At 48.1% G+C, this 26737-nt stretch carries 26 protein-coding genes; 6 read left to right on the plus strand and 20 right to left on the minus strand.

Annotated features, from left to right (window positions below; all coding sequences use genetic code 11):
- Positions 1–74: 74 nt before the first annotated feature.
- Positions 75–734: a helix-turn-helix transcriptional regulator gene (locus KJS69_RS25635; RefSeq protein WP_249730707.1), complete on the plus strand. Its 660-nt coding sequence runs from the start codon at positions 75–77 to the stop codon at positions 732–734.
- Positions 731–2500, plus strand: a complete 1770-nt coding sequence (locus tag KJS69_RS25640; protein ID WP_213586656.1) for a recombinase family protein — start codon at positions 731–733, stop codon at positions 2498–2500. The genes KJS69_RS25635 and KJS69_RS25640 overlap by 4 nt, the downstream gene beginning before the upstream one ends.
- Here the strand turns inward: KJS69_RS25640 and rlmH are convergent.
- The 3 genes from rlmH to KJS69_RS25655 form a co-directional block, all read right to left on the minus strand.
- Positions 2408–2887, minus strand: a complete 480-nt coding sequence (gene rlmH / locus KJS69_RS25645; RefSeq protein WP_213586657.1) for a 23S rRNA (pseudouridine(1915)-N(3))-methyltransferase RlmH — start codon at positions 2885–2887, stop codon at positions 2408–2410. The genes KJS69_RS25640 and rlmH overlap by 93 nt on opposite strands.
- A gap of 549 nt (positions 2888–3436) precedes the next feature.
- On the minus strand, positions 3437–3610 hold the full coding sequence (locus KJS69_RS25650; protein ID WP_213586658.1) for a CxxH/CxxC protein: 174 nt from the start codon (positions 3608–3610) through the stop codon (positions 3437–3439).
- Between the two features lie 33 nt (positions 3611–3643).
- Entirely contained in the window at positions 3644–4819 is a 1176-nt protein-coding gene (locus KJS69_RS25655) for a S1C family serine protease (protein ID WP_213586659.1), read from the minus strand.
- 127 nt (positions 4820–4946) lie between these two features.
- Between KJS69_RS25655 and KJS69_RS25660 the strand changes: the two genes are divergently transcribed.
- The gene (locus KJS69_RS25660) at positions 4947–5174 is read left to right on the plus strand and encodes a hypothetical protein (protein WP_213586660.1); all 228 of its coding nucleotides are present in this window, start codon (positions 4947–4949) and stop codon (positions 5172–5174) included.
- Here KJS69_RS25660 and KJS69_RS25665 read toward each other — a convergent pair.
- The 15 genes from KJS69_RS25665 to KJS69_RS25735 all read right to left on the minus strand — a co-directional run bounded on the left by KJS69_RS25665 (position 5119) and on the right by KJS69_RS25735 (position 22944).
- On the minus strand, positions 5119–5919 hold the full coding sequence (locus tag KJS69_RS25665; protein WP_213586661.1) for an MBL fold metallo-hydrolase: 801 nt from the start codon (positions 5917–5919) through the stop codon (positions 5119–5121). The two genes, KJS69_RS25660 and KJS69_RS25665, sit on opposite strands and share 56 nt — an antisense overlap.
- 59 nt (positions 5920–5978) lie before the next feature.
- A complete protein-coding gene (yycI, locus tag KJS69_RS25670; protein ID WP_213586662.1) occupies positions 5979–6719 on the minus strand; it encodes a two-component system regulatory protein YycI in 741 nt (246 codons plus the stop codon).
- A 123-nt stretch (positions 6720–6842) separates the two neighbouring features.
- Positions 6843–8147: a YycH family regulatory protein gene (locus KJS69_RS25675; RefSeq protein WP_213586663.1), complete on the minus strand. Its 1305-nt coding sequence runs from the start codon at positions 8145–8147 to the stop codon at positions 6843–6845.
- Positions 8131–10005, minus strand: a complete 1875-nt coding sequence (gene walK, locus KJS69_RS25680) for a cell wall metabolism sensor histidine kinase WalK (protein WP_213586664.1) — start codon at positions 10003–10005, stop codon at positions 8131–8133. Before walK ends, KJS69_RS25675 begins: the two co-directional genes overlap by 17 nt.
- Positions 10006–10722, minus strand: a complete 717-nt coding sequence (gene yycF / locus KJS69_RS25685) for a response regulator YycF (RefSeq protein WP_213586665.1) — start codon at positions 10720–10722, stop codon at positions 10006–10008. It abuts the gene before it with no gap.
- 149 nt (positions 10723–10871) lie between these two features.
- Positions 10872–12518 (minus strand): M23 family metallopeptidase, encoded by a 1647-nt coding sequence (locus KJS69_RS25690; protein WP_213586666.1) that lies wholly within the window; start codon positions 12516–12518, stop codon positions 10872–10874.
- 190 nt (positions 12519–12708) lie between these two features.
- A complete protein-coding gene (locus tag KJS69_RS25695; RefSeq protein WP_213586667.1) occupies positions 12709–13323 on the minus strand; it encodes a hypothetical protein in 615 nt (204 codons plus the stop codon).
- 137 nt (positions 13324–13460) lie between these two features.
- On the minus strand, positions 13461–14747 hold the full coding sequence (locus tag KJS69_RS25700; RefSeq protein WP_213586668.1) for an adenylosuccinate synthase: 1287 nt from the start codon (positions 14745–14747) through the stop codon (positions 13461–13463).
- A 161-nt stretch (positions 14748–14908) separates the two neighbouring features.
- Complete coding sequence (dnaB, locus tag KJS69_RS25705) at positions 14909–16285, minus strand: replicative DNA helicase (RefSeq protein WP_213586669.1); 1377 nt, start codon at positions 16283–16285, stop codon at positions 14909–14911.
- 3 nt (positions 16286–16288) lie between these two features.
- Positions 16289–16732, minus strand: coding sequence for a 50S ribosomal protein L9 (gene rplI / locus KJS69_RS25710; RefSeq protein ID WP_213586670.1), 444 nt, complete (start codon positions 16730–16732; stop codon positions 16289–16291).
- Positions 16729–18681 (minus strand): DHH family phosphoesterase, encoded by a 1953-nt coding sequence (locus KJS69_RS25715; RefSeq protein ID WP_213586671.1) that lies wholly within the window; start codon positions 18679–18681, stop codon positions 16729–16731. Before KJS69_RS25715 ends, rplI begins: the two co-directional genes overlap by 4 nt.
- Positions 18682–18704: 23 nt before the next feature.
- Positions 18705–19631: a DUF2232 domain-containing protein gene (locus KJS69_RS25720; RefSeq protein ID WP_213586672.1), complete on the minus strand. Its 927-nt coding sequence runs from the start codon at positions 19629–19631 to the stop codon at positions 18705–18707.
- A 952-nt stretch (positions 19632–20583) separates the two neighbouring features.
- On the minus strand, positions 20584–21213 hold the full coding sequence (locus tag KJS69_RS25725) for a SurA N-terminal domain-containing protein (RefSeq protein ID WP_213586673.1): 630 nt from the start codon (positions 21211–21213) through the stop codon (positions 20584–20586).
- A gap of 442 nt (positions 21214–21655) precedes the next feature.
- Positions 21656–22318 carry an MBL fold metallo-hydrolase gene (locus KJS69_RS25730; RefSeq protein ID WP_213586674.1) on the minus strand — a complete coding sequence of 221 codons (663 nt, stop codon included), beginning with the start codon at positions 22316–22318 and terminating at the stop codon, positions 21656–21658.
- Positions 22318–22944 (minus strand): TetR/AcrR family transcriptional regulator, encoded by a 627-nt coding sequence (locus tag KJS69_RS25735; protein WP_213586675.1) that lies wholly within the window; start codon positions 22942–22944, stop codon positions 22318–22320. Before KJS69_RS25735 ends, KJS69_RS25730 begins: the two co-directional genes overlap by 1 nt.
- A 280-nt stretch (positions 22945–23224) precedes the next feature.
- Between KJS69_RS25735 and KJS69_RS25740 the strand changes: the two genes are divergently transcribed.
- Genes KJS69_RS25740 through KJS69_RS25750 form a run of 3 tightly spaced genes read left to right on the plus strand, consistent with a single transcriptional unit; the run spans position 23225 to position 25849 of the window.
- Positions 23225–24025, plus strand: a complete 801-nt coding sequence (locus KJS69_RS25740; protein WP_213586676.1) for an ABC transporter permease — start codon at positions 23225–23227, stop codon at positions 24023–24025.
- Between the two features lie 6 nt (positions 24026–24031).
- A complete protein-coding gene (locus KJS69_RS25745; RefSeq protein ID WP_213586677.1) occupies positions 24032–24832 on the plus strand; it encodes an ABC transporter permease in 801 nt (266 codons plus the stop codon).
- Entirely contained in the window at positions 24833–25849 is a 1017-nt protein-coding gene (locus KJS69_RS25750) for an ABC transporter ATP-binding protein (protein WP_213586678.1), read from the plus strand. It abuts the gene before it with no gap.
- 88 nt (positions 25850–25937) lie between these two features.
- Here the strand turns inward: KJS69_RS25750 and rpsR are convergent, their stop codons facing one another.
- Together rpsR and ssb are read right to left on the minus strand one after the other, a co-directional pair.
- Positions 25938–26222: a 30S ribosomal protein S18 gene (gene rpsR / locus KJS69_RS25755; protein ID WP_213586679.1), complete on the minus strand. Its 285-nt coding sequence runs from the start codon at positions 26220–26222 to the stop codon at positions 25938–25940.
- 22 nt (positions 26223–26244) lie between these two features.
- Entirely contained in the window at positions 26245–26709 is a 465-nt protein-coding gene (gene ssb / locus KJS69_RS25760; RefSeq protein WP_213586680.1) for a single-stranded DNA-binding protein, read from the minus strand.
- Positions 26710–26737: the final 28 nt, after the last annotated feature.

A 26737-nucleotide genomic window follows, 5' to 3' on the forward strand; every position in this document is an offset into this window, starting at 1 on the left:
TTATATATTTGCAAACCATCATAGCAGAGTTTATAATCACTGTAAACCTGCCCGATTAGAAAGGATGAACTCCCATGCCCAGACGCATTCTGACACGTGAAGAATTTGAATACCTGAAAATGAGTGATCTTGGTGAGCGATTAAAGTTCTTCAGAAAGGAAGCCGGAAAGCTTCACTCCAGCAAATCATTTACAACGACGGCAATGAGTGAACGTGTTGGTGTCAGTCACCAGACAATCATCTCTATCGAACGCGGGGATTCCAAGAAACCCGCTTACCAGCTCATCTACAAAATAACGCAGGATTTAGGCATCCCTTTTGACGCATTGGCGGATGAATTCTATCAAGGAGAACTTCGGTTGATAGCTATCGGGGAACCAAGCGAACCCGCTTCAGAATCAACTGAGGAAAGCTCACTGTCTTATATCGGTGCCATTGTCTATCAGGCGTTCACAGACGGGATGATGCGATTTATTCATGATCTCCAATCCTCTCGCCCTCTCGATAAAGAGCAATTCATCGCTTCCTTGAGCCGCATAATTGGAGAACTGGAGTCACTTAAAGCATCCGAGGAATTGTTCAATCAACCGCATCCGGCAGTCAAAGCCAGTACTCTGTTCAATGAAATGGGCAAGCATCCGAACGCATTTCCTGTTTTCCCTCGTGCTTCATGGAACGATCATCAATCCAGCTTCATTAGCAACTACGAAAACAAAGGAGAAGACGAACAATGAGCAAACTGAAAGCGGCTCTGTATGCCCGTGTTAGTACAGAAGAGCAAGCAAAAGAAGGGTATAGTATCGCTGCTCAAATCTCGGAAATCAGGAAGTATGCGGAGCAGAACGGTCTTGAAATTGTAGATGAATATGTGGATGAAGGTGCTAGCGGCAAAAGCATTGCAGGCCGTCCGCAGATGAAACGACTCCTGAAGGATGCCAATCAGCAGAAGTTCGGGGTGGTCATCATTTATAAAATTGACCGTCTGGCCCGTAAACTGAAAGATGCCTTGGAGATCAGCGAAACACTGGAAAGAAACAACGTCAGGCTGATCAGTCTGAACGAGAAATTCGATACGACAACAGCTTTTGGCCGGACTGCTTTCCAAATGATCTGTTCATTTGCTGAGCTTGAACGTAATAACATTGTCGAGCGAGTGAAGCTTGGGATGGAACAGCGAGCCAAGGAAGGCAAGTACAACGGAGGAAAGGTGCTGGGGTACGACAACATTGATAAGGAACTTGTCATCAATGAATACGAAGCCGTCATTGTCCGCAAAATCTTTGATTATGCCAATCAGGGACTCGGATTCAAAGCCATCACCCGCCGTCTGAATGAAGAAGGCTATCGTTCCAAGATGGATAAACCCTTCAACATTTGCGGGATCAAGACGATCCTCAACAATCCCATCTACATCGGAAAGATACGGTATAATCAACTGCAAAACTGGTCTGAGAAACGACGCAAGGGAAAGAACCCCGATTATCTGCTTGTAGACGGGACGCATCAATCGCTAATTGCCACGGAGCTATGGGAGAGTGTTCATCAGAAACTTGGTCGGCGTTCTTATAAGCCGTCCCGCTCCCATCAGCCATACATTCTGAGCGGATTGCTCAGATGTCCTGTCTGCGGTCATGGCATGGTTCCTGCCCGTTCCAAAGGTGCAGGAGGCAAATCATATCCATACTACATTTGCGGCCAGTTCCATAACAAGGGGAAGACCGTTTGCCGCTCTAACATGATGCGGGCTGACGTAGCCGAACAACAGGTTCTTGATGAACTTGTAAAAGTAGCATTGCGTCCAGACATTCTGAGGAAGCTGGTCGATAAAATCAATGCCATGCTTTCAAATGCAGAGGCCCCAATCATGGGAGAAAAGAAAACACTTATTGCCGAGTTAAACAGCAATAGTAAGAAACTCCAGAAACTCAAGGACAATATTCTGAATGATCCTGAATTGGCGGCAATATTCAAAGACGACCTGAAAGAAACGCACGCCCGACAGGAACAACTCCAAAAAAGGCTTGAATCAATTGAAACTGAACTGGATGAACAGTTGAACAAGCCTGTTGATTTCGATTCGTTGCAAAAACTGCTGACGCTGATTCAGGACGCCCTCATGAAGATCGATGCGGATGGACAAAAGGCGTTATTGCGATTAATGGTCGAAAGCATCCACATCACCAATGAATCTCCAAGGCGGGTCGGACGGCAGATTACCCAGATCAACTTGCATTTCGATTTTACTATCGATGCACTTCAAAAGGATTCTGCCGTCCTTCTTAGTCGCCTAGCGGAAACGCAGTCTTTGAATTGCATAGCACCACTTGAGCCTGAGGTGCTCGCAAGCCTCAACGAACCTCATACCGAAAGCCTCCGGGACTTGATGAAGTCCCTTTTTATTTTACCTTTAGCGATGATACGGTTCCCCCCGCATAATCTTAAAAGCCCGGTAGATCTGCTCCACGAGAATGAGGCGCATAAGCTGATGAGGGTAGGTTAGGCGGCCAAAGGAGAGGTGCTGGTTCGCACGTTTAAGGACGGCTTCAGAGAGCCCGTTGGAGCCGCCGATAACGAAAGTGACCTGGCTCCGGCCATAGGTGGCCAGTTGGTCAAGCTGCGAGGACAGCTCCTCGGATGACCACATTTGCCCTTCAATAGCTAGGGCAATGACATGTGCATCGGGCTTGATATGCGCCAGGATGCGTTCTCCCTCCTTCGCCTTGACCTGCTCTTCCTCGGCTGCGCTCATTGTCTCCGGTGCTTTCTCATCCGAAAGTTCCGTAATTTGCACCTTCGCATACGGACCGAGTCGCTTTAAGTATTCCGCTATTCCTTGCGTCAAATATTTCTCTTTCAGCTTGCCAACGGCAATAATCTGTATTTGCATAAGATTTTGCGCCCCTTCCTTGTGGATCCTTATGTATTATTAGGCAGCGAATAAGTCCTCCGATATTAAAAATCATCCACAGTAATACTTCGTAATACATAGTATCACCAAGTATTTTTTCTTAAGGGATAAAACTCTTATCGGAAGAGGGATAAGCAAGACCGCCAGGACTAACCCGGCGGCCATTCAAAGACACCATTCTACTGTAATTTGTAACTGCATCTCCGTTGATAAAGGGAGTATGAAAAAAACTCCCGATCTGCCCTCTTCCCTGTTTCAGCAAATTTAAAGTACAAAAAAGCTGAAAGTTCCCTCAAATCCGCCATTCCCCTATACGGTTCCATCAACAAGACATGCAAAAATGCATGTTAATTTGCAGAATTCCGGCGAATACCGAAAAAGACGAGCGAATCTGCAGGTCGATACCAGAAATATCGTGGAAATCGGCCAAATCGCTCAAATCACCTGCACATTTGCATGTCTATGGCTGATTTTATCAAAATGCCCCGAAAGACCTGTATCTTTGCAGGTTCCTGATTCGCCGGACTTCTACAGAACCAGGAACAGAGCCTCATGCTTGCAACCCTTCTCCTCACATTCGTGCGGGGGCTCCCATGCTTTGAAGCTAACTTCCACAAGAGCATAGAGGTCCGGAGCCTCTTCGTATTCATCGACAAATCGGTCGATGGCGATTTCCAAATGTTCCTTGCATACGACATACATTGATTAGATCTCACCCATATTCGCTAAGGTTCGTCACGACTCGTCATTCTCTGCGAGCGTTATGGTGACGGTCAATTTTTTGCCGTTCCGATAGTACGTAATATTCAGCTTTTCGCCAATTTGTTTATTCTGATACAAATATTTACGCAGAGAGAGGGTGCCATGAATCGGCTGATTATCCATTTCGACAATAACGTCGTTTGTTTTCAATCCGGCTTCTTTGGCGGGCCCATGCACCTCTAGGATGATAGCTCCCATCTTCACCTCTTCGGGAAGCTTCAACAGCTCCAATCCACTCTTGAACGAACTGAGATTAACGGTCGATACTCCGATGAACGGCCGCAGCACTTTTCCATGTGCCACCAGCTCGTCAATGACCGTCTTCACCTCATTGATCGGAATAGCGAAGCCCAAGCCTTCCACTCCGGTATCTGCCACCTTCAAGCTGTTGATCCCGATGACTCGCCCCTCCAGATCGACCAGTGCCCCGCCGCTGTTCCCTTGATTAATGGCCGCATCTGTCTGGATCATTTCGAGCTCCCATTCGTACTCGCCGTCATGACCAGGATAGACGGGAATGGTCCTTCTCGGCCAGCTGATAATGCCAGCGGTCACGGTTTGGGACAGGCCCCCAAGAGGATTCCCGATTGCGATAGCGGTTTGCCCCGATTTCAAATCATCGGAATTGCCGAACTCCGCCACCGTCTTGATCCCGCCCGCATCGATTTCAAGCACGGCCAGATCCGCCAAGTAGTCCGAGCCAATCACCTTAGCCTGCTTATGCTCTCCCGTAGGAAGCACGACCTCGAACGAGCTGGCCTCCTCCAGGACATGATTATTGGTAACGATTAACGCCCGGTTGCCGTTCTTTTGAAAGATGACACCCGAGCCCATCCCGATTCCCCGTACTTTCTCGCCGTTCTTTTCCTTAATCGAGCTGATGATGCTAACGACGGTCGGACTGACTTTATCTACCGCCTTCACCCGGCTTAATTCGGTCACTTCGATAGGCCCCGCAGCCAGTGGCTGGCCTGTGTCCGACTTGGTAAAAACCGTCATCAGGAAAAAGGTGACGAGTGATCCCGTCAACGCGGAAGCAAGAATCAGCAGCACGACTCTATTGCGCCACCAGCGACGGCCGCCTTCCATGCCTTGCTTTGCCCACCGTGATACTTTGGTGGAATAGAATTCGTCGTTAAACAAGCTCATCGGGTTCCCTCTTTCCCGGTCTTCTAATTCCGAATTTTAATAATCTCATGGAATGTTTTTCAATCATCAAGCCTACAATAGTATTAATCGTTACCTAAAACATAGATTACTAGAAAGGAGCTCTGTTATGAACCTGCACTTCAGTGAAGTCGATCTGATCGGCAAGCTCGCTGATCTTAAAGAAGAGCATTATCGGCAAACTCTCGTTCTAAGCTCCATTATCGAGCTGCTGATCGACAAGGGAGTGATCACTCGAGAAGAAATTGAAGCGATGGCCCGGAAATTAGACCCCGTTATTCCTAATCCAGACTATCCCATTCCGTGGGACGATCAAAATAAGTATCCTTTAAAGTAAGGGACTGATCCTTTAGCATTATGTCGTTCTGCTCCAATATATTCCCTACGGTCATCCGCGCCAGATCGATCATGTTATGATTCTGGCTTAGATGGGCCAGATACACCCGTTTGGTTCTGCCTCCCACAAGCTCACATAACGCATCGCCGGCAGACTCATTCGACAAATGGCCTACGTCACTTAGAATCCGTCTCTTAATATTCCACGGGTACTTCCCCATTCGCAGCATTTCGACATCATGATTCGACTCCAGAACGAGGACATCCGAATCCAACAGCTGCTCCTTGACCTTGCTGCTCATATAGCCCAAATCAGTCGCCAGGCTGAGCTTCTGCTCGCCTTCGTAGAAACAATAGCCGACCGGCTCCGCAGCGTCATGGGAAATCGCATACGATTCTACCTGGATCGAATCGAATTCCAGCATGCTTCCCGTCTCCATCACCTTTACATTTTCTTCGGCGATTTGCCCGATCTGCTTATTTAAAGCTTCCCATGTTTTCTCATTCGCATACACCGGCAAATCGTATTTGCGCGCGAGGGCCCCCAAGCCTTTAATATGATCGGAGTGCTCATGCGTCACCAGAATAGCGTCGAGCTCATTTCCAGAGACATTCCGCTCCTCTAACAGCTGTTCTATTTTTTTGGCGCTTAATCCGGCGTCGATCAGCAGCTTGGTTTCCTCGTTCGTCACGACCATCGAATTGCCAGTGGAGCCGCTCGCCAATATACTAAACCTCAATCCCATGTAATTACTCCTTTATTTCTTGCCATTTCTTATCCAATTCGCAGCCCAAATCACCGAGCTTATTTCTTGTCTTTGGCTTCCTCTACTTCTCCATTATAAGCCTGAACATAATAAGGATTGCCATCCTCCAACATAATCCTCCAGAAAGGCAGCATGTACTGCGTTTCCGAATCAAAGCTCGGTCCGTGATAGCCTAGCTTGACATCGACGATGACCGTTCCTTCGGCGAGATAATTTTCCGCCAGGCTGCGAATAGCGGTATAGGCCGAAATCACTTTCTGTTCTTGCTGCTCTCCTCCTGATTGTACTTCAACGTAGGCTTGTTTGTAACCCGTAATTTGCCCGTTCTCCTCATATAATTGCAGGGTCACGTCAAACAACGGCACTTTATCGACCATCTGGTTGAATACATATATTCCATCACGGCTTCGCATCGGATCATAAGTATATTGATCCGCATGACGTACCGAGGATCGATTCGTTAGCTCCCGAAAGAAACTCTTCGTGAAAGGGCTGGACAATTTAATCGGGCGGTCCAATGGCTCAATTTCCGTATTGCGGGAAGCCTCATCGAACTGCACCGTAAAGCTTTTCAGCTTGGGCGCATCCTTCGGCACCTCTTCTACTCTCAACTGAATTTGCTTGCTCGCGAGCAGCTTATTCGTCTCTTCAATTATAAAGGCCGTGTCCGATTCGGATCCCAGTTGACCCCACCGGGCAGTCCATAGCTGGTAGCCAAGAATTAAATTGAGAAACAAAAAAGACAGAATCAGAATCGTTTTCGCTCTTCCCCAATCCATGGACACCCTCCTTGTCCGCCGACCCTGCGGGGTCTGTTCTGCATTGCCATTGTACACCGCTTCCGCTGTGCAATCTTGCTTTCAATTTCATGTACTCACTCGAACTGTCCATCGGACAAACTGCTAAATTTCAGGTAAATCCTCGGTTACCGGCAAAAACTGATGGGTGCCGTCCGGCAGTTCCACCGCCCATACCGGAATCAGGTCGATAACCTGCTCCGACAGGACTGCCCGATAGGCGGGAAAAACCGCCTCGGGAGACAACCCGCTCCGAGCCAGAATAGACGTCAAGGACTCCCCCCCAGGCAGACGGGCTTCTTTTTTCTCGGCCAATTCGACTTCCATATTGATCATTGATCGCTCGTAATTAGAAACGACTCCCTGCTGCATCACTGCTTTGATATAACCAAAGTTGTTCTGCCCTGTGTTGATGACCGGATAACTGCCAATGTACTGCCTGAACTCGAACGTCTGAGGTCCATAGGCATGATTGGGACTGACTCGGCTGTATACAAAACCGTTGTTCCAGCCCCCGTTGCGGTTAATAAACTTGACCGCATTGCCCAGGTTCTCTTTCGTATCCGCTTTGCTTTCGACCGGCACCGAGATAGGGTCGGAGTAGCTGAACCAGCGTCCATCATTCTCTACCTGCAGCCCTCGCTTTCCGTCTGTATAAATTTGCGCCCCGTCCCGTTCAAACAGGAACCGGGCCATTCCCGGATCGGGAAACAGGCTGTGCTTGAGCTGCTCCTGAGTAAACACACTGTAGGGCACCTGGTACTGCACCATATCCAGATCTGCAGCAGGTAAATAGAAATCTCCGAGCTCACTGGGAGAATAAGCGGGCATATAGGCACCCAATCCTATTTTATTTTCTATCTCTTTAGCGGTCAGGTCGGTTTTGGAAGCTTCCAGAATCAGTCCGGGCGAGGTCGTAAAGAAGTATACCTTGACCTCCTCCTTGTTCAGATATATCCAAATTTTGGATATATCTGTGTCATCCAGCGTTAAATCCTCTTTAATTTGCATGACGTTCTTCAAGGACCCGAGCGGCACAGCTTCCTTGAAACGAATCTCAATGCCCGGCCTCGAATCCCGGATCAGCTCCCAATCCAAATAATTGGAAGAAGGGGTGCTTCTCCGCAAGCCGTCAAATGACTGCTGTTTAACAACGTCGTTGTAAACCATGTTATAAAACTGGTGGCCGTACGGAAGGACGGTATGATTCTTATTTCCAAAATGAAGGATCATCTGCTCGGGAAGGATCAGATCAGCTAAGGCGGCAGACGGGCCCGTTAATCCCGAATCTACATATTCCATTTGGTTGACCGGATCGTAATTAGGCGAACTATAGGCCAGCAAATAGCTTTGTACCAAGCTAGCGGCAACTAGGACGGCTAATGCAATCGATTTAGCTCTTTCCATCATGTTTAGCTCCGCTTCCTTCCTCCATATAAGGCAGAGTGAAAGTGACCGTCGTTCCTTCGTTATAGTCGGATTCAATCGTAATGTACCCGCCGTGAGCTTTAATAATTTCCCGGGCAATGGATAATCCGAGTCCGGTGCCGCCCATATTCCGCGATCTGGCCTTGTCTACCCGATAGAATCGCTCGAATATCCGGGCCAGATCCTTCTTGGGAATACCGATTCCGTTATCTGCGATTTTAATTTCCAGCATCTCATTCGGTGTACGATCAGCGATAATCCGGATTTGACCGCCGTCCGCCGTATATTTAATCGCGTTGGAAACCAGGTTGTCCAACACTTGATCGATTTTATCGCGATCCAATAATATTGGCGAGGTTCCTTCCCCGATAATAATCTGGATGGCAATGCTGCGCTGCCGCAGTTGAAAAGAAAAGCGGTCCGCCACCTCATCCAGCATTTCCGTAACCGAGACCTGCTCCTTCTTGAGCATCGCCTGCTTGGAATCGAGTCTGGACAAGTGCAGCAGATCGGTCACCAGCCGAATCATCCGCTCCGATTCATTGCGCGTAACCCCGACAAAGCGCCGTCCCAGCTGCGGGTCATCAATCGCTCCGTCATCCAGCGCTTCCAAATAGCTTTTGATTGTTGTCAGCGGCGTTCTCAATTCGTGGGAAACGTTAGCTACAAATTCCCTCCGCGATTGCTCCAGCTCCTCCTGCTCGGTCACATCATGAAGCACGACAATCGTCCCGGTCGTCCCCTTCTCCCTGCTATGAATCGGGGTGAAGGTTGCCCTAACCTTACGGCTTTCTTCGGCATCCTGAGGATAGATCTCGATCAGGTTCGTAACCTCCTCGCCGCTGGCGCCGGAGAGGGCAAGCTGCTTAGGCATCCCCAGCAGGTCAAACAGGTCCCGGCCATCGGTCTCCTGATCGTCCAGATTAAGCATTTCCCGGGCGCGGCGGTTAATGACGATCACCCGATCCCATTCATCCGTAGCGACGACCCCGTCGCTCATGCTGGTCAGGACGGAGGCCAACTTCTCCTTCTCTTCTTCGTTAATAGCCAGAGCTTCCTTCAATCGATTCGTCATATCGTTGAAAGCACGGCTCAATTGCCCGATTTCGTCATGACTCCACACCTTGACCTGCTGGTCGAAGTTGCCGCGGGCGACAGAGGATACCTGCTTGGTAATTTCCTTGATCGGACTCGTTATCGTATGAGCAAGAATAACGCCGAGAAGAGCCGTCATCGCGAGCGCAATCAAGATTCCCGAAATGAAAATCTGGTTAATTCGATTCGTCGTATCGAAAATATCCTCCATGGAAGCGACAATATAGACTGCGCCAATCACCTTGTTCTCCTCCGTGATCGGCATGGCAATAGCTTTCTTCCGCTTCCCGTCGACGTCCGTCAGCACCCGCTCATTATCTTTGTCTTTAATATTCTGAAGCGCGCGGCTGACGACCTGTTGAGTATTTTTCTGCCCGAGAATGGAACGCGGATACTGCTCGGATGCGCTAACGACCGTTCCACTGGAATTAATAATCTGAATTTCGACGTTGCTAACCTTGTACCAGTTGTTCACGGTTTGGTTAAGCCTATCGCTAATCGTCTTGCCATCCTCCGGTTTCGTGCCGGAATCCGTGTTCTCCTGATTATCCAGCAGAACAGGCTTGACCAGATCAGACAATAACATCGCTTGATAGTTGAGGGATTCGGTAAAATTGTTCATGAAGGACGTTTCCGTCGCCTTAATGAAGTAAGTACCGATCAGCTGCATCGCAAACAAGATGAGCAGCACATAGATGATGATGAGCTTCATCTGAATCGTTCGGAAGAACCGGATCCCTTTCATTTACAGTCCCCCTGCTTTAGGGTTCCTCATAACGTAGCCCAGCCCTCTTCTCGTCGTAATATACTCCGGACGGCTAGGCTCGTCCTCTATCTTCTCGCGCAGTCTTCGGATCGTTACGTCGACCGTCCGCACATCACCGTAGTAATCATAGCCCCAGACAGCCTGGAGCAAATGCTCGCGAGTCATCACCTTCCCCGTATTCCGGGCCATATATTGAATCAATTCAAATTCCCGATGAGTTAAATCGAGAGGCACGCCGTCTTTATAGACGACATACATATCATTGTCTATGAGCAGCTTATGGATGCGCAGACCTTCCTTCTGCGCAGCTTCCGGACTCTCCGGTTCGTTCTTGGACTGTCTGCGCAGATGGGCCTTCACCCGAGCGAGCAGCTCTCTGGTGCCGAACGGCTTGGTTACGTAGTCGTCGGCCCCCATCTCCAGGCCGAGCACCTTATCCAGCTCCGTGTCCTTGGCCGTCAGCATAATAATCGGCGTGTTCTTCTTAATCCTCACTTCCCGGCAGACATCCATCCCGTCTTTAACCGGCAGCATCAAATCAAGCAGAATCAAATCGGGGTTTTCCTTGAGCGCGAGTTCTACCGCTGTTCCCCCGTCATAGGCACAAATCACTTCGTAGCCTTCCTTCTCCAAATTAAACTTCAGTATATCGGCAATCGGTTGTTCGTCATCCACCACTAATATTTTTCCAAACAACGAAGCTCACCTCATACTTTCTATCGACATTTACGGAGCAAGCCGATCATCAGCTTTTCACGTGTTCATCGCTTTATTCTTATTCTAACAAAAAAAAGGCAAGACAGCGAACTCGTATAAGTCCCTGTCTGCCTAATCCTTGCAACCATTTATTGGTTAAGGTATTTGATCGGATTCTCTACCGTACCGTTATTAATAATTTCAAAATGAAGGTGAACGCCCGTAGAATCCCCGGTGCTGCCCATGTAGCCTATTTTTTCACCTTTTTCCACAATATCTCCTTCAGATACATCAATCTTGCTCAGATGACCGTATAGCGTTTTGTAACCATTGTTATGATCTATAATAATATAATTGCCGTAATCGTATTTATAGCCTGCAGATTCTACCTTACCATTGTCGGAGGCGAGAATATTCTTCTTGCTTGACGTTAGGTCAACTCCTTTATGCAGCTTCCCCCATCTCATACCGTATCCGCTGGAAACACTTGCGGAGGAGACTGGCCAAGCAAAATTCCCGCTGCCTTCGCCCAGGATGACCTTAGTTCCTTTTTTAACGACGGCCACGATCGGTTCGATGACCATCTCTTCATTCAGAATCTCTTCCTCATGCATTTGGCCGTTAATCTTGGTCAGACTGTACGTAACCAGCTTCATCCCGTTGACGCCGGGTGTAATCGTCTCTACCTCGCCGAGCTTCATCTCATCGTCCGTGATCACTTCGGTTTCGTACTGCACCTCTTGCTGCTCTACTAGCTTCTCTACGGTTCTAACCGACAGCTTAGGCTGCAGGACGGTCAGATTGAGAGTATCTCCTTCCGTAATCCGGTCATCGACAATCCATGGGTTGTTATCGTAAATTACATCCTGGGATATTTTGAACCGGTGCGCGATACAAGAGACGCAATCGCCTTTAACTACCGTGTACATCGTCGGGGTAGCGTTCCCTGTTTCCAGAGTGGCAGCCACCTCCTCCGGCTTCATGACATCCTCCGGCTCAATCTTCATCGTTACAAGCTCGACATTTTGCAGGAATTCCGCCTCCTGCAGCTCGCTTTGCCCTGGAGCCAAGGCCGCTTGGTCTTCCTCAGCGGACAATATGCTTACTTTCCCTGCTTCCTTCTTCGGCTCGCCCGTATATTTGCTCATAATTTGCTGCAAAATGTCCTCGGCCGTATCTTTATCCTTGACGATCGCAACCGGATCGCCGTTCACCTTCAACTGGACCCCGACCGCTTCCGGAACAAGCAGCTCATCCAGCTTCTGCAATGTGCCCTCATTATCATAAGGTTTCTTGAAAGCCCTTTCTTGCTTCAGGGTAATCTTATCTGTATTGAGCACCATGTGAACATCTTGTGAAGCTTGCTCCAGCTTCTTATATTTCTCCAATTTCAGATCCTCTATCAATTGAGGATCGTTGACCGTTCCGATTTCTACGTTATCCATATAGACGTCATAAACATCCAACGTATTCATCTGAACGTACTGATTGCCGCCGAGTGTAATTCCGGCTAACAATCCAAAAGCACCAATGCCTTTAGCGATTTGAATCCGGTATTGACGCAGGCGAGCCATCAGGCCGATCGGCATCTGAACGGTTGTATGATCTGCAGACGGTTTATTCGACTTCGATATAAGGGAAGCTGATTCCTGTTGAGAGGCAGCTGTGGAATTTGGTTGATCGCTCAAGATGGCATCGATCTTGCCAGTCAAGCTCTTGGATCCGGACTTGGTGCCAGCCTTGTGCAAACGGGCCAGACCTTGCCTGATCCAATGGGTTATCTTGGATACTGTCATGATTCTCTCCTCTTAAGTCCTGAATTAAACTTTAACCAATTTGTAACCATTAAACCAGCACATTACAGTATAAAGGAAATTAGTTCTTTTACACTGTACCACAGGTTGCTGCTTTTTTTCAACCTACCCTCCCGCGGACGTGTCGTAATTCCATATATATTGCTCGGTTCCCTGTTTTTTTCCCGTTATTTTAATATTTTTGTAGAATATCCATCAATTGATTATATTCTTCCGGCTTTAGCGTTTTTTCTACAATCTTTTGAATTTCCGTCATTTCCTCCTCTGTAATCCCTCCTTCCATCATCACCGAGATTTTCTGCAAATCCTCCGGAGGCAAGCTAGCCATGTACGAAAAAATTTTCTTCTTATCTTCCTCGTTCAATTGATCTTTCTTTATGGATAAATCGTCCGGGGAAATGATCACATTCCGTTTACCGGCCTGGGTCTCTTGTCCTGACCCGCTCTGACCAAATACCGGCAAAGCCTCGTTATCCGAGCCGGCCGCTCCGTCGTCCTGCCTTGTCGAGGCATCCTCTGAATCTGCAGCGCCCCGTTGATTTGGAACCGGGCCGTTAGCTTCTTCTCTCCGGGAATCGGTTCCGGAAGTCATGGAATCCAGGTCGCCGGCCACGCTGCCGATTAAATCTGAAAATTGCACCAGGGAGCCATCTATCGGAAGATTGAAGCTGGCAATCAGCTTATCGACATAGGTATGAACAATCGTCCATGTAAAGTACAACGTAAATCCAGACGCCAACGCAGCAATTAATAAGGTCCGGCTCAAGCCGATGATAAATTTAGTCAAGATTCCTTCCTCCTGTCCATACGGATAGTCTATCCTCCAGTATTGACGGAACCGAACCGGATATAACCGCAAGCGAAAAAAAAGAACCCCGAACATTCGGAGTTCTCCAGACTCTATTTGTAAGCTTCTATACATGTTTACTTATAAATCGGTCGGACCAGATTCGTCTGCTCGCGATTGCGGCCGACGGAGAAAATTGCCAGCGGAACCCCGGTCAGCTCCGACACTCTTTCCGCATATCTTCTGGCATTCGCGGGCAGATCGTCCAGTGTGCGCGCTGATGTAATATCTTCCTGCCAACCCGGCAGCTCTTCATATACAGCTTCACACTCCGCCAGTACGTTCAAATTGGCCGGGTAGGTGTCTATCACCTGACCGCGATATTTATAAGCCGTGCATATCTTCACGGTCTCTAACCCGCTCAGAACGTCTAGAGAATTGAGAGACAGGCCGGTCAGTCCGCTTACTCTTCTCGCATGCCTGACCACCACGCTGTCGAACCAGCCTACCCGGCGCGGACGGCCCGTAGTCGTTCCGTATTCGTGTCCCGTCTCGCGAATGTAATCTCCCGTAACGTCATGCAGCTCTGTGGGGAAAGGACCGTCCCCAACCCGCGTCGTATACGATTTGGCCACGCCAATCACTTGGTTGATCTTGGTCGGGCCCACTCCGGAGCCGATGCACACCCCGCCAGCCGTCGGGTTGGAGGACGTAACGAACGGATACGTCCCTTGATCGAGATCGAGCATGACCCCTTGCGCACCCTCAAACAGCACCTTCTTGTTCAAATCAATAGCTTCGTTAAGCACCACCGACGTGTCGGTTACATAAGGTTTCAGCTTCTCGGCGTACCCCAAATATTCCTGCAGAATAGAGTCCGCGTCCAGTCCTTTGCTTCCGTAGACCCGTTCGATCAGACCGTTCTTCTCAGCCACCAGATGCCGAAGCCGGCTCTCGAACTGCGGCGCGTCCATCAGATCGGCCATACGAATGCCGTTTCTTCCCGCCTTATCCATATAACAAGGCCCGATCCCTTTGCGCGTCGTACCGATCTTATTCGGACCTTTGCGCTCTTCCTCCAGTCCGTCCAACAGAATATGGTAGGGCATAATTAAATGGGCACGGTCGCTAATCTTCAACTGACTTGTGGAAAAACCATGATCGTGGATATATTGAATTTCCTCTATCAAGGCAGCCGGATTAATAACCATTCCATTGCCGATTACGCAAATTTTATCACTATAGAAGATTCCCGAAGGAATCAGATGCAATTTATACTTTTTCTGATCAATCAGTATGGTATGGCCAGCATTGTTACCGCCCTGATATCTAGCCACCACCTCGGCCGATTCGGCCAAGAAATCGGTTATTTTCCCTTTTCCTTCGTCTCCCCACTGGGCTCCGACGACTACGACGGTGGACATAACCAAACAACCTCCATTAGATACATTCGTATCTTTGATTTTGCCGCTTCACTTATGCAGCATCTCCAGTTTAGCAACGCGCTATACCAAAGTCAATCAAATACACGAACATTAAGGAGGTTGTCTATATAAAACGTTCGGATAACCGCTATAAATTTCATTTAGAAGGGCACCGCAGCCGCCGAAGGAACCGGTTCTTGATGCGAGCGGTCCAGGCTTACGAACTTGTTGTAGTGCTTTAAAAAGGCCAGCTCGACGGTGCCGACCGGACCATTCCGCTGCTTCGCTATAATAATCTCGATAATGTTCTTCTTCTCGGTCTCTTGATTGTAATAATCGTCGCGGTATAAAAAAGCGACAATATCCGCGTCCTGCTCAATCGAACCGGATTCCCGAAGGTCCGACATCATCGGACGTTTATCTTGACGCTGTTCGACTCCCCGGCTAAGCTGCGACAGAGCGATAACCGGAACGTCCAGCTCACGTGCGATTTGTTTAAGCGTACGGGAAATTTCCGACACTTCCTGCTGCCGGTTATCCCCGCCCTTTCCCCGGCCGTGAATAAGCTGGAGATAGTCAATCAGGATCATGCCTAATCCTCTTTCCTTCTTCAGCCGCCGGCATTTGGCCCGAATGTCCGCCACCGTGACCGCAGGAGAATCGTCAATATAGATTTCAGCTTCGGCCATCGTGCCGATCGCCATGGTCAGCTTCTCCCAATCATCATTCTCCAGATGCCCCGTTCTTAAACGGCCCGCGTCCACATTCGATTCGGCACAAATCATCCGCTGAACCAGCTGAGCCGCTCCCATCTCCAGACTGAAGATAGCGACGGTCTCTTTTTCGCGAATGCCGACATTTTGCGCGATGTTCAGCGCGAAAGCCGTCTTACCGACCGACGGACGGGCAGCCACTATAATTAAATCGGAGCGTTGGAAGCCGGAGGTCATTTTGTCCAAATCGCGGAAGCCGGAGGCGATCCCGGTTGTGCCCCCTTTGTTTTGGTACAAAAATTCGACCCGCTCGAATACATCCATCAACACATCGCGGATCGAGATGAAGCCGGTGTTCGAGCGCCGCTGAGAGATTTCCATAATCCGCTGCTCGGCGTCGCTTAACAAATCTCCGACCGCTTCCGCGCTCGAATAGCCGGTGCTCGCGATTTGCGTAGCTGCCCGGATCAGTCTGCGGGTCAATGACTTCTCTTCGATGATCTGCGCGTAGTAGTCTACGTTGGCCGCGGTCGGAACCGAATTGGCCAACTGAGTCAGGTAAGAGACCCCGCCGATCTGCTCCAGCTGCTGCTTATCCTGCAGCTTGACAGTCAGCGTAACGAGATCGACGGGATCATTGGCTTCCGCCAGTTCAATCATCGCTTCAAAAATATTCTGATGCTTCGTGCTGTAGAAGTCTTCGGCGCCGACCTTCTCCATCACGGTGACCAGCGCATCGCTGTCTAACAAAATAGCGCCGAGCACGGCCTGCTCGGCTTCTAAATTTTGCGGCGGAATTCGATCAAGCAGCATTTCGCCTTCCATGGATTATTCCTCCGTTACTTGTACCTTTAAAGTAGCCGTTACACCGGGATATAGCTTGATCGGTACTTGGGTAACTCCCAGGGAGCGAATCGGTTCGTCCAGCGTCATTTTTCTTTTGTCGATGACGATTTTTTGCTTCTCCAGCTCTTCCGCAATTTGCTTGGTCGTGATCGACCCGAACAATCGCCCGCCTTCTCCCGCTTTGCCCTTCATTTGGAGTGTCATCTCGTTCAAACGTGCAGCCAACTGCTCGGCCTGGGCCTTCTCCTCATCTTTTTTCTTCTGCTCCGACTGCTTTTGCTGATCCAATACTTTCATATTAGAGGACGTTGCGGGAGCCGCTAATCCCTGCTTGATCAGAAAGTTGTTAGCATATCCTTCGGAGACCTCTTTGACTTGGCCCTTTTTCCCCTGGCCCTTGACATCCTTCAGAAATATTACTTTCATTCAAATAACCCCTCTTCCGCTTCAATTTCGCTTAACACCTGCTTCAACTGCGCGGTCGCTTCCTCCAATGTCCCATCGAGCTGTACGGCCGCATTGGTCAAATGACCGCCGCCGCCCAGCTTTTCCATAACCACCTGGACGTTCATCTGTCCCAGTGATCGGGCGCTGATCCCAATCAGACCGTCCGGCCTCTCCGAAATAACGAACGAAGCTTTAACATCGGTCATATTAATCAATGTATCAGCTACTTGGGCAATCAGCAACTGGGAATATTGACGGTCTTTATCCGCAACAGCCAGCGCCACATGATCGTATAGGATCTCGGCATGCTTGATAATCTCTGCCTTCTGAATATAAGCATCCAGATCCTCCTTAAGCAATCGATGGATCATCGCAGAATCTGCGCCGTTTCTTCTTAGGAAGGAAGCTGCCTCGAACGTTCGCGCCCCTGTTCTCATGCTGAAGCTTTTGGTATCCACCGTCATTCCCGCCAGCAGTGCGGTCGCTTCTACCGCATTGAGCGTTATTCTGTCGTGGAAATATTGCAGCAATTCGGTGACCAGTTCGCATGTGGAGGACGCATAAGGCTCCATATAGACCAGAACGGCGTCGCTTATAAAATCCTCACCGCGACGATGGTGATCGACGACGACGATTCTTGGAGCCATAGACAGCAGCTTCGGCTCCGCCACCATAGAGAACCGGTGGGTATCCACTACCACCGCTAACGTACGCAAAGTGGTCATTTGCAGGGCCTCTTCCGGCGTGATGAACCACTTGACAATTTTCTCGTGCTCTTGAATGACATCCATCAATCGTTCTATGGAAGGATTGATGCCTTCAAGCACGATATAGCCTTCCTTGCCGCTCAGCTGAACCGCTTTTAGAACTCCGATAGCCGCCCCAATAGCGTCCATGTCCGGTATTTTGTGCCCCATAATCAGCACTTTGTCGCTGTCTCTGATCAGATCCCTGAGAGCGTGGGAGATGACTCTCGCCCGGACCCGGGTCCGTTTCTCCACCGCATTGGTCCGTCCCCCATAGAAGGACAGCCTCTGACCGCTCTTCACAGCCACCTGATCGCCGCCCCGGCCTAACGCCATATCCAAGCTGGCCTGAGCCCAATTCCCCAGCTCAATCAAGCTGTCTGCCTCCGAGGCCACTCCTATGCTTAACGTGAACGGAACCTTGTTGTCGGCGCTGAGATCGCGCACATCATCCAATATTTCAAACCGTCCATGCTCCAGCTTGCGCAGCGACTTCTGAGTCATGATGATCAGGAACCGATCGGAGGATGTCCTGCGCAATAACAGGGCATGACGGGTCGCCCAATCGTTGATCGCCCCGGTAATCTTGGCCTGAACGACACTGCGGGTCTGATCGTCCATTCCCTGGGTGGCTTCCTCCAGATTATCCAGCATAACAATGCCGATGGCGATCTTCTCTTCCTCGTATTTCTGCTCCAACGCCAACTGATTCGTTACATCTTCCAGATAAATCAGCTTGTCGCTTGTCTTCATCGTCACCTGATAAGTGGACGAACCCAGCTCGATAGCAAACTCGCCTTCCTTATCCTTAAGCATAGGGAATAGCTCAAGCAAGGGCTCGCCAATCACCGATTCTTTCTCCAGCATGACGGAGATGAACGGGTTGTGCCATTCGATCATCTCTTCTTCGTTGTACAGAATGATTCCGATGGGCAATTGGTTGAATACTTCATTGCCCGCTTTCTTGATCCGGTGAGACAGCGTCGAAAGATATACATACAGATCCTTACGAAACGCCTTCTCGGCCTTCCATGAATACAGCATTAGTCCGGCTAACGGAACCAATGCGATCAAACCAACTAACCATTGATAATACAGCAGCACGCCAATAAGAATTAAAACCAGGACTAACGTCCATATCATATGTAGCCCGTGCCATCGTTTGAATAGAAACCTCGGCATCTGATTTCGCTCCTCTTTCTTCCTTACGATTTGTCAGCAATCTTTTCCCGGATAGGAAACATGACGTCAAACAGTCCCAGTAGACTGAATAAATACTGTGTGGCGGGGACGAAAATCATAAGCGCGACGGCGAGAATCGGCCAAGCTTTGCTTTTTCTTTTGACATGGACGAGGTACAGAAGAAACGAAATAGCTTGAACGACAAAAGCTAAATTCAACAACGGAAAAAGATTGATCAAGATCATGACCAGAAACGAGTTGGAGTCGTGCGGAATGGTAAAGTCAAGAATCATGACGATCAAGTAGTACCAGACAAGCGATTTAGGCAGTCTCCATGTCCGCACAGGAGGAAGACCGGGAACGATATCCCCGCTTCGATTGATAAACCATCTGCCGAGCCAATGCGTGATCATAACGTAATAAACGGAAAAAGCAACGATAAAAAACGGAATCATTTGGGTAATATAGCGAATCATCGCATCGACAAAATCTTTATTCAACTGTTCCGTAACGGTTGGCGGCAGTGCCTCCAGATACTCTCTTACTGTGGCCCCGAATTCGGCAATAGGATCGAATCCGAACAATCTGCCCACAACCAGGCCAAGGACCAGCTCTCCCATTAAAGTAAAAGTACCGGCAAGGACAGCCGTTCTGGCCGGAGCCCTCTTCTTATAGAAATGCCCCATGGCGAGGACCGGTGGGAGAAAAAACAGGGAAATTATAACGACGACCAGGCCAAGACCGCCGGTGAGCCCGTAATAAACGCCAAGACTGATTAAATACGCCAGCGCAAAACGTTTAAAATCCAAGTGCATATAGAGCGCAAGAACCGGGATCATAATCAGATTAATCATGATGAAATTAAGCGGCGTCACAATGGATAACAGAACGATTACATAGACAATCATCCATATCACGGGCAGCCATTTGCTTCGTTTCGTGCGATTCACCGGACAGAAAACACTCCTTCATAGCGACTTTACGCTTGATTATACCATAAACGGCCACGGTTATAGTACCTTATTCCTCCTGTGCTCCTCCTTTGCTCAAACATTGGAAATTATGTAATTTGAAGTACAGAAAGAGAAGTCTGTTGAAAGCAATAATCAGTGCTTGACTTTGACAGGCAACCATTGACAGATCGTCGCTGGCCGACTAGTAGTCTGTCCGATGAAATGATTTTAGGAAATCATTATTCATTTCAGGCTTTTCAGGCTGTAAGATTGGCAATGTTCAGCTATGCAAAAGATTGCAAACCCCTGCAAAAGCCTGCAGAAGTGCATCTTTTCTGAGAGAACACTTCAGTACTTGGATTAAAGCCTGCAATAGTACATCTTTTTGCTTGTAGAAGTAGGGATTCAGCCATTTGGGCAGAGAATTCATGTATTTTCGCAGGCTTTTCTTGCGAACCTCTCCATTCGCTTCATAATTGATGTATTATCGCAGTAACAATCAAACAAGGGGGGAAAACCGATCATCACTCCACTAAGTCAGGCTATCCCGAAAAACTTGCCTGCCCTAAAATCCAGTTAGAATGGCGGTAAAGAAAATCAAGCACTGATTTCAATGTTGAGCCCTTTTATTCTAATTTTTAGTTACCTGTATTATTTCCCATAATATGCTTCCGTGAACCCCCCACTTACTCGCTATCGCGAGTTGAAGCCGGGGCTTCTTATCACGGACAACTTCATGTACCTATTGTAGATAGGGATTTGCCCCATCCACTCCATATCAAAAGTACGGGGTATCTGTAAAGTTGTCTTAGTAAGCAACCTATGTCTCTTTAAAGTGTAATTTACAATTTTCAACAACTTAAAAAAATCAGTACGAGAAAGAACCCCAAGCTCCACATAGTGGTTGCTGAGGTTCTTTTGCGGAAAACTTTTGATAAAAACCTAAAAATTATTCAATTTCCGAGTTATATATAATGTCCGCTTTAACGTTATGAATCAATTTTTCCTTAAAATTCAAAAAATCGTCAACTGTTTCTATTTTTCCTTCTTCCGCAAGTTTTCTAACGAATTTTTGGATTAATAGTACTTTTTCATATTTTTTGGTTATTTCCTCACTCTTCCAATATTCATCCTCTGGTAACCCTGACATTTTGACCAAGTTATCTCTGATTTGCTTCATAACAGGATCTTGTTCAGTATCATCTACAAGTCCTCTTAATTGAGTAATATATTCCTCAATTTCCTCTCCGCTTACGGAAAGTCCTTCTTTTCTGGCTAGGTTGACGACTAGTGCCTCCTTAATGATTTCGTCAATGATATCCTTGTCAGTCCTATCCATTTCTACGCTATTCATTTTTTCGCTAAACTCAAGATTTGCCTTGAAAAGTGCAAAATCTTTAGAATATACTTCAAAATCAGGGCCTTCAGCAATAACTATATCAGGAGCACTTTCCACCTGATTATCAATTGCAATAAACATTTCATCAATGGAAGGCATATTGTTTGCATACAAAGCGCTTCCAGTAACTAAGACAGTTAGAGCTATTGAAATAATAACAATCCATTTTGTTCTTTTCATGTTCCTCCTCCTGCTTTTTTGAACCGATTTAATTATATAGACGACTTGTGAAAGATATATGTCACAGTTATCTTGCAGCTGCCATATAGGATAGAATCGAAGTACAAAAGTACCTCTTAAATCCAACTTTTTTCCGAAAATGGGGATTCAAGCGCAAGAGTACACTCTAATTTAAGAGAAACGGTCGTTTTTCACCTAAACTTGAAAATAGAGTGTATTTTTACACCATAATTACAAAAATGGCTGGAACAGTAGAATTGGGGTGCAGATTTGCACCATAATTTTATTATTCCCTCCGCATCGTATCCTTTTGTGGAACTGGTTGGCATGGCCTCTTCTTGTTAAGCAAGTTTGCGTCGGTTCCCCTGCTAAGCCAGCGGCGCCAGTGACGCCGCATCTTAAAATCAAGCCGCGCTTGAGTTTGTTCGTCAACGGGATGAACTCAAGACCAGCGTGCCCAGTAGCCTTCCCATTGCAAATGAGGATGGGAAATATCGCTTCCGTGACAAATGGACAACAGCTTGGGCTGCAGGTCTTTAATAACCGCCCCGCTGCGAACGGCCGTCTTCATATCGGACGTGAACATCGGGATCGGTCGGGCCAGCCGGCCTTTACGGGTGGTGAATAAATCACCTCCGATTAGAACTCCGTCTTCTTTATGATAATATGCTACATGTCCCGGCGAATGTCCGGGAGTCCATATAGGAATCAAGGAATCCCAAGGCTGCAGATGGCCTTCAGAGTCTTCCGGAAGCGGTGAAGCCAGCCCTTTATCGAGCATCTTCTGAGCCTTCTTCCGGCCCGGATAAGGCAGTTCCCCTTCTGCATACGGAATTTCATCTTTATACAGGTAGACGGGAGCAGAGGTCTGTTTAACAATCTCGTTAACCGATCCGACATGATCCGAATGCCCGTGCGTTAGCAGAATGGCTTTTAGCGGCAGCTTCAACTGTTCCATCGTTCTCAGAATGCCTTTAGCCATCGTAGGAATGCCGCCGTCAATCAATATAAGTCCATCCCCGCTCCGCACTAGCCATACATTCATCGGCAGAACCATCCAGCTCCCTAATCTCCAAATATGAGGTGATAGTTGTACGGTCTTCATTATTCATTTCCTCCCCGCTTGGTTTGAATACCGGTTATAAAAATTTCCGCTCCTTGGGAGACCAGAGGCATGACCCGGGTAAGCAGCTGCGCCAGAGGCTCCTCAGAATACGTATAGGTCGTCACCATTCCTTGCATCATGTAATAATAGATCCTCGCATAAGAAAGCAGTTCCTCCGCATCCGCTTCCGGTATGTTCAAAGCTATGCCTTGCCGGATAAGCGAGAACAGTTCATTGCGAATCCGGTTCATTTCCAGCTTCGGCTGCGGCTCATCCACCCTTTCGCTCTTCACTCCGAAAAAAATATCCGCCATATTCCGCTGCCGCATGCAAAATAAAATAAACTTCTCACTTAGCTGAATGAGCGTACGCAGCGGCTCCAAGCTCCCGTTAGCCAACAACTGCTTGAACTCCTCTGTCAGCTGCAGCAGGGGAGGAAGCACCAAATGGTGGAGCAGCGTCTCTTTATCTTCGAAATATAAATAAATCGTCGTATGCGAGCATCCCGCTTCCCGGGCAATTTCCCGCATCGTTACCGTTTCATACCCTTTCATTGCAAAAAGACTTCCGGCCGCTTCCAAAATAGCTCTCTTCGTCTCTTCCGATCTTTTAGTCTGCCGACTCATCTTGACTATTCCTCCTCAGCGGGTTATCCCCGCTCTCGATCTCTTCACTGGCTCTTTAAGAAAGCATCCATCGAAACCCTTTCAAAGATGATCAAAACTAACCATCGGTTATATTATAACCACTGGTTAGTAATATTGGCAATAGGGTATATGCAACCAAAAATTTCCCCTCTTCAGTCCACTTTAATTACAAGGAATAATTCCATTGACACTTGGCAGAACCCTGATAGAATTAAGTCTATCTTTTTAATGGATATTCCTTAATTTGGAGGAATTCATAATGTTAAGCAAATATGCCTGGTATGCCCTTACTACGTTCAAAAATACTCGAGTCTACAAAATGGATGTCCTGTTCCGCATCATCGGGTCCATTCTGATGGTCATAGCGCTGCGGGAGATTTGGTTAGTCATATACAGGGAAGGAACCCATCTGGATCAAGCTACCGGTGTATCTGCCCAATCCATGGCTGCTTATGCCATGGTTTCCGTTATTCTCGGAAGGCTTCTTTCATTTGGCACCGTGTGGGACGTATCCGATCGGGTGCGTACGGGAGATATCGTGTTTGATTTACAGAAGCCCTGGAGCTTTCAGTGGATGCATCTATCCAAGGCAGCCGGCCTGTTTCTTTTCTCACTATGCTTTGTCATTGTCCCGCTGGCGCTAACGATTCTTCTCTTTTACCCCATCCCCTTGCCCGGCGGATGGCAAGCGGCGGCTTTTGTACTGAGTGTATTTCTTGCCTTCCTCCTGGCGTATGCCATTGACTTCATCGTCGGCCTATTTGCTTTTATATTTACAGAAATCTGGGGATTTGATTTCATCAAGGATACTGTTATTCAATTATGCTCCGGCTCCTTCGTTCCTTTATGGTTGTTCCCGGAATTCCTTGCGCAAGCGCTTCGCTGGCTTCCGTTTCAGGGCATTTACAGCATTCCGCTCTCCCTGTTTATAGGCCGTACCCCTGCCAGTCAGATCATTCCCGACCTGTTGTTTCAAGCGGTCTGGGCCTTGATTCTGTTCGCCATCGGATATGCGGGAATGAAGAGCGCTCATCGAATGCTGCTGACGACAGGGGGTTAATTATCGATGTGGAGATACGTCAAACTATACGGCATACTGCAAGCGGCCAATATCAAATCCCGTTCCGCCTATCCCTTTAACTTCTTTATTGGCGTCTTCAGCGTCACCCTAATGGGAATAGCGACTATTTTCTTCACTTGGATCATTACCCGGCAGGTTCCCACTATTGTCGGATACAATTTGTATGAACTGGTGTTTCTCGTCAGTCTATGGAAACTCCCCCACTCCATATTTATTATTACGTTCCAGCAAATATGGAATATCGATTATTTAATCAGGGATGGATTTTTTGACCGTTATTTGGTCCGACCGCTTAACCCATTGTTCCAATTCTTTGCGACTCGGTTCCAAATTGCCGGCATTGGAGATTTGATCGCTGCCCTCGTCGGTTTAATTTACTCCGCTTCCCATATTACAGACTGGACGGGACCCAAGCTGCTTCTCCTGCTGATTATTGTTATATGCGGAGTGGTGATGGAATGGTCGATCTATACCTTGGTGGGCTGCACCGCTTTCTGGACTCTGCAAGGCTCTGGACTGCAAAGCATTATTCTGATGCTGTTCGATCAATTTACCCGCTTTCCGCTTACCGTCTACAACCGGGTCATCCAGATCGTTTTAACCTTCCTTGTTCCGATCGCTTTTATTAACTTTTATCCGTCTTATCTGTTTTTTGACAATAAAGAGCAAGTTCCTTTCTCGCCGCTGTTAATCTACCTGACCCCAGTCATCGCCCTGCTTATGCTGGCCTTTACGGTTTGGGTCTGGCATAAAGCGATAAATCATTACAAAGGAGCCGGATCGTAAATGACTGTTATTGAAGTAGAACGGCTCGTCCGGGAATTTAAAGTTCATGGAGAAGCCCAGGGATCCTTTCGTTTGTTAAAAAGGTTGTTTTCTCAAGGAGGAAGCCGCAAACGCGTAGTGGATGAGGTAAGCTTTTCGATTGAAAAAGGGGAATTTATCGGCTACATTGGCCCGAACGGCGCAGGCAAATCGACGACGATCAAGATGCTGTCAGGAGTACTCGTCCCTACCTCCGGATCCGTTCGGGTAATGGGCTTGCAGCCCCATAAGCAGCGCAAAGAGCACGCTAAACATATTGGAGTCGTCTTTGGCCAGCGCACTCAGCTCTGGTGGGACTTGCCGCTTAAAGACTCCTTCTATTTGCTGAGCAAAATCTATAATATCCCGCAGGATCGATATAATCACAACATGGCAATGTTCAGCGACATTCTCGATCTCGATTCTTTCTTGCACACCCCGGTCCGGCAGCTTAGTCTCGGACAAAGAATGAGAGGGGACATCGCCGCCTCCCTCCTACACGACCCGCAGGTATTATTTTTGGATGAGCCGACGATCGGCTTGGATTTGCTGGCCAAAGAAAAAATTCAGGATTTTCTGAAAACGATTAACCGGGAAAAGCAGATTACGATTCTATTAACGACCCACAATCTGGATGATATCGAGAAGCTGTGCCGCCGGGTTTTGTTCATCGATCACGGCAAAGTTTTGTTTGACGGCAGTTCTCTGGAGATGATCCGTGCTTTTGGCGATAAAAAATATGTCGTCGTCGAATCGAGTGGTTGGTCACCCGACAGATGGAGGGGGCCGATACCCGACAAGGTAGAACCGAATGAGCTCTGGTTCGGCGTGGAGGATGATGCAGAGATCGCTCCTATGATTCGTCAATTAAGCGACCTTCTCCCGATCCATAATCTTACGGTCCGAGAGCCCAGGATTGAGGACATTATTAAAGAATTGTATAAAAAAACAAGCTCCGGCGCGGAGCCCGAGAAACGAATAGAGTCGCTTTCTAATTAGAGGTGGGATCTTACCTGATAAGCAGCAATGGGACAAATCAAAAAGAACGGCAGGGTAGATTCCCTGTCGCTCTTTGGTTCGTCTGCTCTTACTCTGTCGTGTAAGGAAGCAGCGCTACTTGACGAGAACGCTTGATTGCGATGGTCAGCATCCGCTGATATTTAGCAGATGTTCCGGTTACACGGCGAGGAAGAATTTTTCCACGCTCGCTAATGAATTTTTTCAGCGTCTCGATATCTTTATAGTCAATGTGTTTAATTTTATTAACAGTAAAGTAGCATACTTTACGGCGCTTGTTGCGTCCTCCCCGGCCTCGGGAAAAACGACGCTCTGTACGCTCTTCGCCGCTGTTTTCTTTTCTTGTCGTCGTCATCTAGGTTTTCAGTCCTTTCTCATTAAAATGGCAGATCATCGTCGGAAATGTCAATCGGTTTCCCGTCGGAGAATGGTTCTTGATTGTCTCGCGGGCTGCTATATCGGTTATTGTTGCTGGGCGGCATATCCTCCCGCATTCCAGCCCCTGCTCCACCGCTATCCCGGTTAGGGGATTCCAGAAAACGGACATTATCGGCTACCACTTCCGTCACATAAACCCGGCGACCTTCGTTATTGTCATAGTTGCGCACCTGAATGCGTCCCTCTACAGCGGTAAGCCGTCCTTTGCGCAAATAATTGGCACAGGTTTCAGCTAACTGCCGCCAAGTCACTACGTTAATAAAATCAGCTTCGCGTTCGTTCTGTTGGTTAGTAAAAGGCCGATCGACAGCTAGCGTGAACTGGGTAACCGCTACGCCCGTAGGGGTATATCTCAGCTCAGGATCACGGGTCAACCTTCCGATTAGAATAACACGGTTTAACAATCTTGTTCCCTCCCCCACATCTCCGCAT

Source organism: Paenibacillus sp. J2TS4 (assembly GCF_018403245.1).
Taxonomy (GTDB): Bacteria; Bacillota; Bacilli; order Paenibacillales; family NBRC-103111; genus Paenibacillus_L.